The organism is Plesiocystis pacifica SIR-1 (assembly GCF_000170895.1).
In the GTDB taxonomy this organism is placed as follows: domain Bacteria; phylum Myxococcota_A; class Polyangia; order Nannocystales; family Nannocystaceae; genus Plesiocystis; species Plesiocystis pacifica.
In genome coordinates this window covers 1-12,949 of record NZ_ABCS01000089.1, presented here as the reverse complement: position 1 = coordinate 12,949, position 12,949 = coordinate 1, and the positions used below count along the sequence as shown (strand labels likewise).

The 12,949-nt window shown below is 70.8% G+C and carries 12 protein-coding genes; 7 read left to right on the top strand and 5 right to left on the bottom strand.

What is annotated here, in order from left to right; all coding sequences use genetic code 11:
• Nucleotides 1-115 precede the first annotated feature (115 nt).
• A complete protein-coding gene (locus PPSIR1_RS31725; RefSeq protein ID WP_006975330.1) occupies nucleotides 116-1,909 on the top strand; it encodes a hypothetical protein in 1,794 nt (597 codons plus the stop codon).
• 110 nt (nucleotides 1,910-2,019) lie between these two features.
• Here PPSIR1_RS31725 and modA read toward each other — a convergent pair whose 3' ends face one another.
• The 3 genes from modA to PPSIR1_RS31710 form a co-directional block, all read right to left on the bottom strand.
• Nucleotides 2,020-2,784 (bottom strand): molybdate ABC transporter substrate-binding protein, encoded by a 765-nt coding sequence (modA, locus tag PPSIR1_RS31720; protein ID WP_006975329.1) that lies wholly within the window; start codon nucleotides 2,782-2,784, stop codon nucleotides 2,020-2,022.
• A 31-nt stretch (nucleotides 2,785-2,815) separates the two neighbouring features.
• Nucleotides 2,816-4,063 (bottom strand): DNA polymerase IV, encoded by a 1,248-nt coding sequence (locus tag PPSIR1_RS31715; RefSeq protein WP_275935399.1) that lies wholly within the window; start codon nucleotides 4,061-4,063, stop codon nucleotides 2,816-2,818.
• A gap of 173 nt (nucleotides 4,064-4,236) precedes the next feature.
• Nucleotides 4,237-4,596, bottom strand: a complete 360-nt coding sequence (locus PPSIR1_RS31710) for a hypothetical protein (protein WP_157596172.1) — start codon at nucleotides 4,594-4,596, stop codon at nucleotides 4,237-4,239.
• A 160-nt stretch (nucleotides 4,597-4,756) separates the two neighbouring features.
• On the opposite strand from PPSIR1_RS31710, the gene PPSIR1_RS31705 reads away from it, so the two are divergent.
• The 5 genes from PPSIR1_RS31705 to PPSIR1_RS31690 all read left to right on the top strand — a co-directional run bounded on the left by PPSIR1_RS31705 (nucleotide 4,757) and on the right by PPSIR1_RS31690 (nucleotide 9,355).
• Complete coding sequence (locus PPSIR1_RS31705; protein ID WP_006975326.1) at nucleotides 4,757-5,398, top strand: RNA methyltransferase; 642 nt, start codon at nucleotides 4,757-4,759, stop codon at nucleotides 5,396-5,398.
• Nucleotides 5,399-5,491: 93 nt separating this feature from the next.
• The gene (locus PPSIR1_RS48525) at nucleotides 5,492-5,887 is read left to right on the top strand and encodes a hypothetical protein (protein ID WP_157596171.1); all 396 of its coding nucleotides are present in this window, start codon (nucleotides 5,492-5,494) and stop codon (nucleotides 5,885-5,887) included.
• Nucleotides 5,785-6,183 carry a hypothetical protein gene (locus PPSIR1_RS31700; protein ID WP_006975325.1) on the top strand — a complete coding sequence of 133 codons (399 nt, stop codon included), beginning with the start codon at nucleotides 5,785-5,787 and terminating at the stop codon, nucleotides 6,181-6,183. Before PPSIR1_RS48525 ends, PPSIR1_RS31700 begins: the two co-directional genes overlap by 103 nt.
• Before the next feature lie 206 nt (nucleotides 6,184-6,389).
• Nucleotides 6,390-7,814 (top strand): M16 family metallopeptidase, encoded by a 1,425-nt coding sequence (locus PPSIR1_RS31695; RefSeq protein ID WP_006975324.1) that lies wholly within the window; start codon nucleotides 6,390-6,392, stop codon nucleotides 7,812-7,814.
• A 2-nt stretch (nucleotides 7,815-7,816) separates the two neighbouring features.
• Nucleotides 7,817-9,355, top strand: a complete 1,539-nt coding sequence (locus tag PPSIR1_RS31690; RefSeq protein WP_157596169.1) for a M16 family metallopeptidase — start codon at nucleotides 7,817-7,819, stop codon at nucleotides 9,353-9,355.
• A gap of 187 nt (nucleotides 9,356-9,542) precedes the next feature.
• Here PPSIR1_RS31690 and PPSIR1_RS31685 read toward each other — a convergent pair whose 3' ends face one another.
• Both PPSIR1_RS31685 and PPSIR1_RS31680 read right to left on the bottom strand, forming a co-directional pair.
• Nucleotides 9,543-9,791 carry a hypothetical protein gene (locus PPSIR1_RS31685; protein WP_006975322.1) on the bottom strand — a complete coding sequence of 83 codons (249 nt, stop codon included), beginning with the start codon at nucleotides 9,789-9,791 and terminating at the stop codon, nucleotides 9,543-9,545.
• A gap of 101 nt (nucleotides 9,792-9,892) precedes the next feature.
• Nucleotides 9,893-10,591 carry an AgmX/PglI C-terminal domain-containing protein gene (locus tag PPSIR1_RS31680; RefSeq protein ID WP_157596168.1) on the bottom strand — a complete coding sequence of 233 codons (699 nt, stop codon included), beginning with the start codon at nucleotides 10,589-10,591 and terminating at the stop codon, nucleotides 9,893-9,895.
• Nucleotides 10,592-10,651: 60 nt separating this feature from the next.
• On the opposite strand from PPSIR1_RS31680, the gene PPSIR1_RS31675 reads away from it, so the two are divergent.
• Entirely contained in the window at nucleotides 10,652-12,877 is a 2,226-nt protein-coding gene (locus PPSIR1_RS31675; RefSeq protein WP_006975320.1) for a RelA/SpoT family protein, read from the top strand.
• Nucleotides 12,878-12,949: the final 72 nt, after the last annotated feature.

Genomic DNA, 12,949 nt, shown 5'->3' with positions numbered 1-12,949 from the left:
GACCCGGCCGGCCCGATAGCACCTCGCCCGCGCGTCCGTGCGCCAGTTTTGTCCCGACCTGCGCGCGAATCCTGCGCGGGCGTGAGCCCGCATGGCGGCCCATGCTCACACCCGAATGGCCGCCAAGTCCCGTCTGCGCCGCTTCCTCGACTGGCCGTGGGCCGTACACGTCATCTTGGGGGTCGCGCTGATCTTGCTGTTGCCGTCCTTCGCCCTCGGGCTGCAGCTCGACGACCGGATCCACCGGGTGATGGCCACGGACAGCTTCCCGATGCTGAGCCGCGGGCCGACGGAGTACTACGCGTTCTTCCTCGACGCTGACGAGTTTCGGGGCGCCGCGGCGGAGGTCGGGATCTTGCCCTGGTACACCGACCCCGGGTTTCACGGCTCGTTTTGGCGGCCGCTGTCGTCGCTGAGCTTGCACCTCGACCACGCGATCGTCGGCTCGCCGGCCTTCGCCCACGCGCACAACCTGGCGTGGCTCGCGGCGCTGATCCTGGCGACCTGGGCGGTCTACCGGCGGGTGTTTGAGGCCCGCTGGCTCGCCGTGCTGGCGCTCTTGCTGTTCGCCCTCGACGAGAGCCACGCCAACGCCGTCGGGTGGATCGCCGCGCGCAACTCGGTGATGTCGATGGCCTTTGCGACCGCGGCGGTGGCCCTGCACCTGCGCTGGCGCGAAGAGGGGGACCTGTCCGCGGCCTTCGGCGCGCCGGCCATGCTCGGGCTCGGGCTGCTGTCGGGGGAGACGGCGCTGGCGATGACGGCCTATCTGTTTGCCTACGCGCTGTGGCTCGACCGCGGGAGCGTGCGCGAGCGGGCGGCGTCGCTGCTGCCTTGCGCGGCCGTGTCGGTCGTGTGGCGGGTGGTCTACGTGTCTCTCGGTCACGGCTTTGGAGGCAGCGGGCTGTACATCGACCCCAGCGCAGAGCCGCTGCACTTTGCGAGGGCGATGGTCGAGCGCTTGCCGGCGCTGATCAGCTCGCAGTTCACCCCGGTGTCGGCGGACTTCGTCGCGCTGATTGCAAAGCCGGGGCTGTGGGTCTTGCTCGCGGTCGGGCTTGCGTTGCTCGGGATGTGTACGGCGCTGGCCTGGCCCGCGCTCCGGGAGCGCCGGGAGCTGGCGGCCTTTTTTGCGACGGGCATGGTGCTCGCGGCGGTCCCGATGTGCTCGACCATGCCTCAAGAGCGGCTCTTGTTTCCCGTGGGGCTCGGGGGCTTTGGGCTCGTGGCGATCGTGCTGCAGGCGGCGTTTTGGCCTGAAACCGAAACTGAAACCGAGACCGAGACCAAGCCGCCGCTGCGCCTGCGCGCGGTCGGTGCCTTCCTCGTGTTCACCCACCTCGTCCTCGCTCCGCTCACGCTGCCGCCGCGGGTGCTCGGGATCCAGATCCTGGGCGCGCGCTACGACGCGACCGCGCGCTCGATCGGCGGGCTCGGGGAGGTCGAGGGCAAGACCGTCTACCTCGTGCGCTCCGCCGACCTGTTCACCGGCCCGCTCCTCGGGCCCCACCGGGCGGGCCTCGGGCTGGATCGGCCCGCTCGAACCCGGACCCTGGCCAGCGGCGTGGAGGCGATGACCGTCGCGCGCACGGGGCCTCGGACGTTGGTGATCACCTGCGACGCGGGCCTTTTGGACCAGCCGCTGGATCGCATGTTTCGAGACCCGGAGGCCCTGCCCTTCGTCGCCGGGGAGCGCCACGACTTCGGCGACGGCGAGGTCCTCGTCGAGGCGGTCACCTCGGACGGACGGCCGACGCAGATCCGCTTCGAGTCCCGGCTGCCCCTCGAGCGCGAGGACGCGCTGTGGGTGGTCTGGACCGGCAAGGGCTACGAACCCTTCGCGCTCCCGGCGGTCGGCGAGAGGGTCGAGCTCGCGCCGGCGCCGGTCGACTTCAGTTCTGACGAGTGAGGCGAGTGAGGCGGTCGAGCTTGCTCACGCTGCCCCCTCGGGCGCAGGTCTCGGGGGGCCCGGCCCGCGCGAGGCGAGCACGGAGAGCTTCGGGGTGGGGCGTCGACGGCTCAGGGCGGCGGACCAAAGCCGGCGTCGCGCAGGATCGCCTGACCCTCCGCGCCGAGCACGAAGTCCGCGAATTGCTCCGCGGCCCGATCGGCGGGGTGGGCCGCGCCCCCATTGGCGATCCGGGCGAGCTCGTAGCGCGCGACGACGCCCGCGGACGCCGGCAGGGGCAGGGCGCGCAGGCTCCCGTCCTCGCCGAGGTCGGTGCGGTAGGCCAGGCCCGCGTCGGCCTCGCCCAGGCGCAGCACCGCGATGACCCCGTGCACGTCGGTCGCGCTGGCGATCGCGTTGGCCTCGACGGCCTCGCGCAGCTCCAGGGCGTCGAGGGCCTCACGCGCGTAGCGGCCGGCCGGGACCTCGGCGTGGGCCAGGGCCACGCGCACGCCGGGCTCGGCGAGGTCCGCGACGCCCTCGAGGGTCGAGTCGGACGGGACCACGACGGCGATCGCGTTGGTCGCAAAGGTCGCGCGTCCGCTCAGCTCGCGCCGCTCGCCCGCGCGCTCGAGCTGCGCGGCGTCGGCCGAGGCGAACAGCTGGGCCCGCGCCCCCTCGCGCAGCTGCGTGGCCAGGAGCTGCGAGCCCGCGAAGTGCAGCTCGAGGTCGACGCCGGGGTGGGCCGCCTCGAAGGGCGCCTCCATGGCGCGGAAGGGCTCGGCCAGCGACGCCGCGGCGAACACCGTGACCGTCTGCTCGCGGCTGCGGCAGGCCGAGAGCCCGAGCAGCAGGGCCAGCCCGAGGCGAGCGGCGGTGGCGAGGGCAGGGGACACGGCGACGAACTCTACACGCTCCGAGGGAGGATCAGTCGTCGTCGATGCGGGTGCTCAGATCGGGCACGGCGCCCGCGTCGTCCCGGGCCTCTCGGCGGATCCCGCCGACCCCCGCCAGGCCCAGGGCCTTGCCGCCAAAGCGCCGACGGACCTCGCTGAGCACGTCCTGGACGGCCTCGCCGCGGTCGTCCGTGGCTGGCTCGGCGGCCCCCTCGACCGGCAGCAGCTCGAGCTGGCGCGCCGGCGCGTCCCGACGAAAGTCGCTCACGCCCACGCCGGTGAGCCGGATCCGCAGGGCCCGCAGCTTGCCCTCGGCCTCGAGGCGATCGAGGAGCGCGCGCGCGCGGGCGAAGATCACCCGCGCCTCCTGGGTGGGCTCGTCGAGGGAGCACTGCCGCGTCCACGTGGTGAAGCTGGCGTCGCGCAGCTTGAGGTGGACCTTGCGGCCGTGCAGGCCCTTGGCGACGAGGCGATCGGCGACCCGCGTCGACTGGCGCAGGAGCCAGTCCTCGATCTCCGGGCGCGAGCGCAGGTCTTCGCCGAAGGTGTTCTCGTGGCTGACCTGCTTGCGCTCGCGGCCGGGGCTGACCGGGCGCGGGTCGACGCCGACGCTGAGCTGGTGGAGGTGGCGGCCGTGCTCGCCCAGGTCGCGCTCGAGGGTCTCGAGGCCGAGCTCGGCGATGTCGCCGATGGTCCGCACGCCGTAGCGCTCGAGCACCTCTTGGGTCCGCGGGCCCACGCCCCACAGCTCGCGCACGGGCAGGCGGTGGAGGAAGGCTCGCTCGCGGCCGGGCTCGACCACGGTCAAGCCGTCGGGTTTGTCCTGGTCGCTGGCGATCTTGGCGATGAACTTGGCGCTGGCGATGCCCACGGAGCAGGTCAGGCGCAGGCGCTCGGCGACGGTCTGGCGGATGCGCTCGGCGGCCACGCGGGGCGGGCCGTGGAGGCGCTGGGTCCCGCTCATGTCGAGGAAGGCCTCGTCGATCGACAGGCCCTCGACCACCGGGGTGAAGCCCTCGAGGATCTCGAACAGCTCGGCCGAGACCCCCAGGTAGACCTCGTGGCGCCCGGGCACGATGACCGCCTGGGGGCAGCGGCGGCGGGCCACCGCCATGGGCTGGGCCGAGTGGCAGCCGAAGCGGCGCGCTTCATAGGAGGCGGCCGCGACCACCCCGCGCTTGCCCGCGTGGCCCACGAGCACGGGCTTGCCGCGCAGCCGGGGATCGTCGCGCTGCTCGATGGACGCGAAGAAAGCGTCCATGTCGACATGGAAGATCACCCGCACCAGGCGAAGTCTATTCTAACCGTCGTGGACGACGCCACGCCCTCCCTGCCCCACGTCCACGACTCGACTAACCGTCGTGGACGACGCCACGCCCTCCCTGCCCCACGTCCACGACTCGACTAACCGTCGTGGACGACGCCACGCCCTCCCTGCCCCACGTCCACGACTCAATCTTCGTGGCCCATGTCGATGAAGTTGTGGATGTAGCCGCAGCTCGAGCAGGCGTAGGAGCGGACCGGAGCCGAGGCCGTGAACCCCCCGTTGGGGGAGCCAAAGCGCAGGGTGCTCATCTTCAGGGGCAGGGGGTTGCGGATGTCGTGGCCGGCGACGATCGCCACGGCCAGGAGGTTGCCCCGGCACTGCACGCAGACCATGCGCACGTTCTTGCGCCGCTGCTCGTGCTGCTCGTCGACGAGCTCCCGGTAGCGCTCGTGCTCGTGCTCCAGGGCGTCGCGCAGGCGCTCGTTCTCTTGCTTCAAGGACTGGACCTCGAGCAAGAGCGCCTGCTGCTCATCCCTGTACGCCACGGATAGAGTCTAGGCCAGGGCGCCCGCGGAGGCCACGGCGCAGCGCGCCTCGCCGTGGGGGGAGTGCGCCGCATCCCGAAGGTGGATCGTCCATGCCCATCTCGCGTTCCAGGCCGATCGGCCGTGGGCTGGCGCCGACGCCGGGGTACTCTCCCGGACCGTGCGACACCAGCAGCGCCTGTGCACCGCGGCCGACTGCGGCCTGCGCTTTCCCGTCGCCGAGGGCAGCGAGCTGGGGTCGAGCTGTCCCCACTGCGGCGCGCCCACACGCTTCGTCGAGGCGGCCTACCTCAGCCACGAGATCCGGGACACCCGGCGGCCGAGCGGCCCACCGGTGGAGGCGCTGCTGGACAACGTCCGCAGCCTGCGAAACGTCGGCTCCATGTTCCGCACCGCCGACGGGGCTGGGGTCAAGGCCATGCACCTGTGCGGGTTCACGCCGACCCCAGAGCACCCGAAGATGGCCAAGACCTCCCTGGGCGCCGAGGCCAGCGTGGCCTGGAGTCACCACGCCGACGGGGCCGCCGCGGCCGCCGCCTTGGTCGAGCAGGGTCGGCGGCTGTGGGCCCTCGAAGGCGGACCGCGGGCCGAGGACCTCTTCGACCTCGCCCGCGTCTCCGGGGGCCCGAGCGATCCGGCCATCGTCCTCGTCCTCGGGCACGAGGTGTCCGGCGTCGATCCGCGGATCCTGGCCCACTGCGAACGGGTCGCGCGCATCCCCATGGCCGGGATCAAGGGCTCCCTCAACGTGTCCGTGGCCTTCGCCGTCGCGGCCTACCTGCTCCGCTACCGCGAAGCTTGAGCTTCGGGTGGATCGCCCCCCACCAGCTCGCGCGGGCGATCAAATTTTCGCCAGATTTTTGGTCGCCGCCGGCCTCCGTGTCAGCGTCGGCCCATGTCTGATGGTCCCACCGTCGACGCCCCCACGCCCGAAGCCGACGAGCGCCGCGAGCCCCCCCTGGCCGCGCAGCCCCTCCAGTCGCGGGTCGCCCGCTGGTTGTTCAGGAATAGCTGGCTCGTGCTCGCCGTGGGCGCGGGGTTGATCTTCACCCGGGTCGTCGACTTCGAGCCGCCCGAGCAGGTGCGCATCGACGAGACCAGCGTGGACCTGGTCGGCGAGGCCCCGGCGCCCGAGTTCGACAGCCAGCTCGACAACCCCCAGGCCGTGCAGATGCGGGCGACCTTGCGGTGTACCCGCGCAACGACATGGACGTGCGCGAGCCCGATCCCGAGGTCGACGCCAAGGCCAAGATCCTCTCGCAGCCGGTGGTCACCACGATCTACGCGATGAACGCGAACATCGACCAGAGCGTGCGCCTCGACGGCGGCAAGCTCGAGGTCGCCATCGAGCTCGCCGGGACCCCGCGCCTGGGCGAGAAGGGGCGCGGCAAGCTCGCGATGCCGCCGCTGAGCCTCGAGCAGGAGCTGACCGTGAGCAGCCGGGAGATCCGCTGGCTCGGCGAGCCCGTCGAACATGTGCACTTGCATACTCGGGGTACGCTCACGGACCTCGAAGATCGGCCCTACCGATGGGTCTTCGAGGTCGCGGGCAAGCTCTTCGCCCTCGATCTCGAGCTCCAGCGCTGATGCGCGTCGAGCTTGCGCCATCACGAGATGGACAGCGCGTGGCCCAGATCGGTTTCAATCTGGGCTTTTGGCCAGGCTCCGGCACGGTGTAACCACGCAGAAATCCGTGGCGGCTCCGTGCGCCTCGTCGGCGAGCAGCATCGGCCTTGCCCGGGAGGGATCCATGGGCGAGCATGTCCGAAGTTTCGCCCTTCGAGAGGACACCCATGGCACGAGGCAAGCTTGTCAGCACCCTCGTTCTCGGCCTCCCGCTCTTGTTCCTCGAGCCCCACGCCGTCATCGCCGGCGAGGGCCAGGACGCGCCGAGCGGCTCCGAGATCGACATCCAGTACGAACAATATACCCTCGACAACGGGCTCGAGGTCATCCTGCATCAGGACGAGACCGCGCCCCTGGTCACGGTCAACCTCTGGTACCACGTCGGCTCCGGCGACGAGGTCCCGGGCAAGTCGGGCTTCGCCCACCTGTTCGAGCACATGATGTTCCAGGGGGCCAAGCACATCGGCGAGGACGTGCACTTCGACATCCTGCGCGAGATCGGGGCCTCGGGGGTCAACGGGACCACCAACCCGGACCGCACCAACTACTTCGAGACCGTGCCCAGCCACGAGATCGAGACGGCGCTGTGGCTCGAGAGCGATCGCATGGGCTACATGCTCGACCTGCTCAACGAAAAGAGCCTGCAAAACCAGATCGACGTGGTCCGCAACGAGCGGCGCCAGCGCTACGACAACCGGCCCTACGGCAACGAGCGCTTTGCGATCGCGGCGGAGCTCTACCCCGAGGGGCACCCCTACCGCTACCTGACCATCGGCAAGCACGAGGACCTCGAGAACGCCAGCCTCGACGACGTCCGCGCCTTCTTCGAGAAGTGGTACGTGCCCAGCAACGCGACCCTGGTCATCGCCGGCGACATCGAGCTCGACGACGCCAAGCAGCTCGTCGACAAGTGGTTCGGGACCTTCCCCAAGCTGCCCAAGCCCGACCACGTCGTGGTCCCGGCGCCCGAGCTGACCGAGAATAAGTTCGTCGAGATCGACGACAAATTCGCCCGGTTGACGCGGCTGCACTGGGTGTGGAACTCGCCCGCGACCCTGGCCGAGGGCGACCTCGAGCTCGACGGCGTGTCCTCGGTGCTCGGCTCGACGGGCTGGGGCCACCTGAGCAAGCGCCTCGTCGACGACGAGAAGATCGCCCAGAGCGTGTGGGTCTACCAGTCGGGCTCGGGCTTCTCGGGCCAGTTCCACGTGGTCGTGACCTTGACCCCCGGGGAGCTCGAGAAAAAGCGCGCCGCGGCCAACACGGCCATCCAAGAGGAGATCGACGCGCTGATCGCCAACGGCCCGACGCAGACCGAACTCGACCGGCACATCATCGGGGTCGAGTCCAGCTTCGTCTGGGGCCTCGAGGAGCTCGGCTCCCGGGTCAACCAGCTGCAGTTCTTCAACCACTTCACCGGCGACCCCGGCTACGCCGACGACTACCAGGCGCGGCTGCGCTCGCTGACCCCGGCCTCGGTCCAGGCCGCGGCCAAGACCTACCTGACCAAGCCGCACGTCGAGGTGCTCAGCAAGCCCGCGCCCAAGGACGACGCGCCCAAGGACGGCGCGCCCAGGAAGGAAAGCCAGTGACCATGACCCGCACCACGTCCGCCCTCAGCTTGGGCCTGTTGAGCCTGGGCCTGCTCGCCAGCGCCTGCCAGAACATCCCCGACGAGGCGCCGCCGGTGACCCTGGCGCCCGTCACCGTCGAGCAGCAAGACGCCAAGGCCGAGTGGCCCGACGAGCCCTTCCGGGCCGAGCGGCCCACGCCCCGGGCCATCGCCCCGGTGGAGATCCCGACCTTCGAGACCTTCACCCTCAGCAACGGCCTCGAGGTCTACCTGATCCAGCAGCAGACCCTGCCCACGGTCATGATGCTGTTCGAGTTCAACCAGGGCTCGGTCACCGATCCGGCCCGCAAGGCGGGGCTCTCGGGGGTGTGCGCCGATCTCCTCGACGAGTCGACCAAGACCAAGGACAAGGCGAGCTTCGCCGCCGCCCAGGACGACCACGCCGTCAGCGTGTGGGCCAGCGGCGGGTCGGAGAGCTCGACCGTGGGCGTGCGCGCCCTCCAGCACAAGCTGCCCGAGGCCCTCGACCTGGCCGCCGAGATGATGCTCGAGCCGGGCATGCGCTCGGAGGACTTCGAGGTCCTCAAGGACCAGCGCAAGAACGGCGTCGAGCAGAGCAAGGGCTCGCCCTCGTCCATCGCGTACCGCGTCTTCCCTTCGCTGATCTGGGGCGCCAAGCACCCCTACGGCCAGCTCGAGACCGACGAGAGCATCGACGCGATCAGCCTGTCCGACTGCAAGAAGTGGGTCGCCAAGCTCGAGCCCAAGGGCAACAAGGTCTGGGTCGTCGGCAAGGTCGGCGCCGATGAGCTCAAAAAGCAGCTCGAGGATCGCCTGGGCAAGTGGACCGGCAGCGCGCCCGTGCGTCGCAAGGTCGGCGCGGCCAAGCACGCCGAGGGCACGATGTTCTTCATCCACGTCCCCGACGCGGCGCAGTCGCAGATCATCGTCGGCCACCCGGGCCCCGCCCGCGACGCGGCGGACTACGAGGCCACGCAGATGGTCGCCGCGATCCTCGGCGGCTCGTTCTCGAGCCGCATCAACATGAACCTGCGCGAGGACAAGGGCTGGGCCTACGGCGCGCGCGGCAGCTTCGCCTACACCCCGGCGGGCTCGTACTTCAACGCTGGCTCGTCCGTGCGCACGGACGCCACCGGCGGCGCGCTGCGGGAGATCGCCAAGGAGATCCAGACCATGCGGACCACCGATCCCACGGCCGAGGAGCTCTCGCGGGAGCAGGCCGGCGCGCTGCTGGGCATGCCCGCCCGCTTCGCCACGGCCACGCGCTCGCTCTATCAGTTCCGCTCGCTGGCCTACTACGGCCTGCCCCTGGACTGGCACGTCGGCCACCAAGAGCGCCTGCGCAAGCTCGACATCCCGGCCGTGCGCGCGGCCGCCGAGACCCACCTCCAAGCGAGCGGTCACGTCGTGCTCGTCGTCGGCGACGCCAAGGTCGTGCTCGAGGACCTCGAGAAGATCGCGGCGGAGGGCATCTACGGCAAGGGGGGCCTGAAGTTCCTCGACGCCGACGGTCAGCCCGCCAAGCGCCCCAAGATCTAGTTTGCCCCCACGGGCGCCCCCGGACCGGGGGCGCTTCGTCGCTGTCCGCTCCTGCGCTGAGGCTGGTGGGCAGTGGTGTTCGTGCCTTCGAGTGGGCATGTGGTCGCCCCCAGAGGGGGCGAACGCCACCGCGAACAAAAAAGGCCACCGAGGATTCGGTGGCCTTTTTGTTGGTGCAGCGATCCGCTCACTCGTCCTTTTGTTCAAAGCGCCGGCGCAGCGCCCACCACATCCCCTTGCGGGTCGCCTTGGTCGCTTCCTTGCGCAGCCGCTGTGCCCCCGTCCGGACCTCGTGCTGGATCCGCCCGGACAGCGTCGCCTTCGCGCGCTCTTCCTCCAGGCGCTTTTGCTCGCGCATGCGGTGGACCATGTTGCCCACCGCGAGGCCCAGGAGCACCGCGATCACGACGAGGACGACGAGCAGCTCGATCTGCACTCCACGAGCCTAGCACCCCCGGGTGCCCGCGCTGACAGCCACCCCACCCGGGCGGCTCAAACACCGTCTGGGAGCGGGAATGAAACCAATCGCCTGCTCGCTCACTCGGGCTCGAAGTTGAACGGGTAGTTCACCTCCACGCGCCCGTCGCCGTCCGGCGCCGGGAACTCCACGGCCATCAGGGACTCGCGCATGCACTCGCGCACGAAGGGGCTGGCGAGGGTCGAGTCGTCCTCGACGATGCTCGCCTCCTCGACCACGCCGCCGACCTCCTCGGCGCCGACGATGGTGAACTTCATGGTCAGCTTGCCGGCGAGCTCGGGGTCGTCGGCCAGCGCGGTGTCGTAGCAGTCGACGGCGACCGGCACGAGGTCGTCCATGATCGCCTGGCGGATGTACTGGCGGTCGAGGGTCCCGAGGGGCTCCCGGTCGTCGTTGTCCGGGGGCAGGCTCGGGGAGGCCTCGGGCCGAAACACGTGGTGGCGCTCCTCGAGGGCCTGCCACACCGCGTCGCGCTTGGGCGAGCGGTGGGCGTCGAGCTTGGCCTCGGGCAGCTCGAGCTCGTTCGTGGGCGCCTCGGGGGGCGCGGGCGCGGGGTTGTCTCCAGACGCAGACGGCGAGGTCGCGGGCGCGCTGTGCTCGTCCACGACCTGGGCGACCTGGGGAGGCTCGGGGGCGGGCTGCTCGGGGGCCTGGGGTTGGAGCATCCAGAACACGGTCACGGCGATGACGACGTTCAAGCTCAGCGCCCCGACGATGAGCCCCATCTTTGGATTCCCCTTGGCTTTTCCCTGCGCCATGGTGCCCAGTGTCTCGCAGCCGGGGCGACGGCGCGACCGAAACTGCTACACTCCGCCGCCATGGCCAGCCACCCAGGGGTCGAGATGTCGGCGAAGCGGGTCGAGGACCCGCCGGCGCTGATCGAGCGCGCCCTGGCGGCCTGTTCCGAGCACCACGGCAGCGAGTGCGTCGCGGGGCTCCGGGCCCTGCTCGAGTGGCGCCTGGCCCTCGACGACCCCGGCTGCGGGCGGGCCCTCCGGCGCACCGTGACCCTCGCCGAGCTGCGCATCGATCCGCCCTCGCTGGCGGCGAGCGCGACCGCCCTGCGCTCCGAGCCGGAGCCCGGGGCCGAGGCGACGCCGCCCCCCGAGGGCCTCGACGGGGCGCTGTGGAGCGAGGCCGAGAGCCTGCGCGAGGGCGTCGAGCGCCTCGCCGCGATCCAGTGGAACGCCCTCGACGAGGAGTCCGCCGAGTCGCTGCGGCGCATGTTCGTCGCCATGGCCGCCGACGTCCGGGTCGTGCTGATCACCCTGTCCGACCGCCTCGAGGTCATCCGCGACCTGCGGACCCTCGACGACGCCGACGCGCGCCGGCGCATCGCCACGGAGACCCGCGAGGTGTTCGCCCCCCTCGCCAACCGCCTGGGCATCTGGCAGCTCAAGTGGGAGCTCGAGGACCTGGCCATGCGCGAGCTCGACCCCGAGCAGTACCGCGACATCACGACCAAGCTCTCGACCAAGCGGGCCGAGCGGCAGCGCGTGGTCGACGGGGTCATCGAGACCCTCGAGCGCGAGCTGGCCGAGGCCGAGCTCGACGCCGAGGTCAACGGCCGGCCCAAGCACATCTACTCCATCGTCAAGAAGATGCGCCGCAAGGGCGTGGGCTTCGAGGACATCTTCGACGTCACGGCCGTGCGGGTGATCGTCGACGGCGAGGGCAAGGTCGGCAAGCGCGACTGCTACGCGGCCCTGGGCCTGGTCCACGGGCTGTGGAACCCCATCGCCAGCGAGTTCGACGACTACATCGCCCGGCCCAAGGACAACGGCTACCAGTCCCTGCACACCGCGGTCGTGGGCCCGGGCGGCGAGCCCCTCGAGATCCAGATCCGCACCCGCCAGATGCACCTGTTCGCCGAGTACGGCGTCGCGGCCCACTGGGCCTACAAAGAGGGCAAGCGCGGGGCCAAGCAGATGGAGCGCTTCAACCTGCTGCGCCAGCTCGTCGACTGGCAAAAGCAGCTGGTCGACCCCAAGGAGCTGGCCGAGGCCCTCAAGACCGACCTGTTCGAGGATCAGGTCCACGTGTTCACGCCCAACGGCGACGTCATCGACCTGCCCGAGGGCGCGACGCCCCTGGACTTCGCCTACCGCATCCACACCATGGTCGGGCACCGCTGCCGGGGCGCCCGGGTCAACGGGATCATGGTCCCGCTGACCCACCAGCTGCGCACCGGCGACCGCGTCGAGATCCTGACCAAGAAGCAGCCCGAGCCCAGCCGCGACTGGCTCAGCCCGCACCTGGGCTACCTGCACACCTCGAGCGCCAAGCAAAAGATCCGCCAGTGGTTCCGCAAGCAAGACCGCGGCCAGGCCGTCGTCTCGGGGCGCGAGGCCCTCAAGCGCGAGCTCGCCCGGGTCGGGGTCAGCCTCAGCACCCTGGACGCCGCGCACATCGACGAGCTCGCGTGGAGCCACGACTACAAGACCGGCGACGACTTGCTGGCGGCGATCGGCTTTGGCGACCTCGGCTGCCAAAAGCTGGCGATCTTGCTGCTCGAGCGCGAGCGGCCCAACCTCGAGCCGGAGCCCGAGCCGATCATCGAGGCGCCGAGCAAGGGCAAGGGCGAGGAGCCCAAGGCCGCCGGGGTGACGATCGGCGGGGTGGGGGAGATCCTCAGCGTGCCGGCGCGCTGCTGCTCGCCCGTGCCTGGGGACGACGTGATCGGCTGGGTCAGCCGCGGGCGCGGGATCATCATCCACCGGCGGGACTGCCCCAACGTGACCCACAACCAGGAGCCGGAGCGGCTGATCGAGATCGACTGGGGGCGGAAGGTCCGGCATCGCTATCCGGTCAAGCTCAGCTTGGAGGTGCTCGACCAGCCGGGGGTGCTGCGGGACATCGCGGACCTGGTGTCGAACATGGGCATCAACATGCGGGCGACGCACTCTTCGCGGAGCCGCAAGCGGCCGGGGACGCAGACGATTACGCTGGAGCTCGAGGTGGATCGGGCGGAGCAGGTGGTGCAGGCGTTGGGGCGGCTCGAGGGGTTGCCGGTGGTGATCTCGGCTCGGCGTGTGGCGGGTTGAGGGCGATCCGCGAGTCGAGGCCTTTGTGTCGGGTTTGGCGGGGGGCTCGTCTCTGATGGAGAGCGGGCACGG

Bases quoted from the DNA above. Each gene is read 5' to 3' on its own strand.
- PPSIR1_RS31725 (WP_006975330.1), top strand. From the start codon at position 116: ATGGCCGCCAAGTCCCGTCTGCGCCGCTTCCTCGACTGGCCGTGGGCC.
- PPSIR1_RS48525 (WP_157596171.1), top strand. From the start codon at position 5,492: ATGTCTGATGGTCCCACCGTCGACGCCCCCACGCCCGAAGCCGACGAG.
- PPSIR1_RS31695 (WP_006975324.1), top strand. From the start codon at position 6,390: ATGGCACGAGGCAAGCTTGTCAGCACCCTCGTTCTCGGCCTCCCGCTC.
- PPSIR1_RS31690 (WP_157596169.1), top strand. From the start codon at position 7,817: ATGACCCGCACCACGTCCGCCCTCAGCTTGGGCCTGTTGAGCCTGGGC.
- PPSIR1_RS31680 (WP_157596168.1), bottom strand. From the start codon at position 10,591: ATGGCGCAGGGAAAAGCCAAGGGGAATCCAAAGATGGGGCTCATCGTC.
- PPSIR1_RS31675 (WP_006975320.1), top strand. From the start codon at position 10,652: ATGGCCAGCCACCCAGGGGTCGAGATGTCGGCGAAGCGGGTCGAGGAC.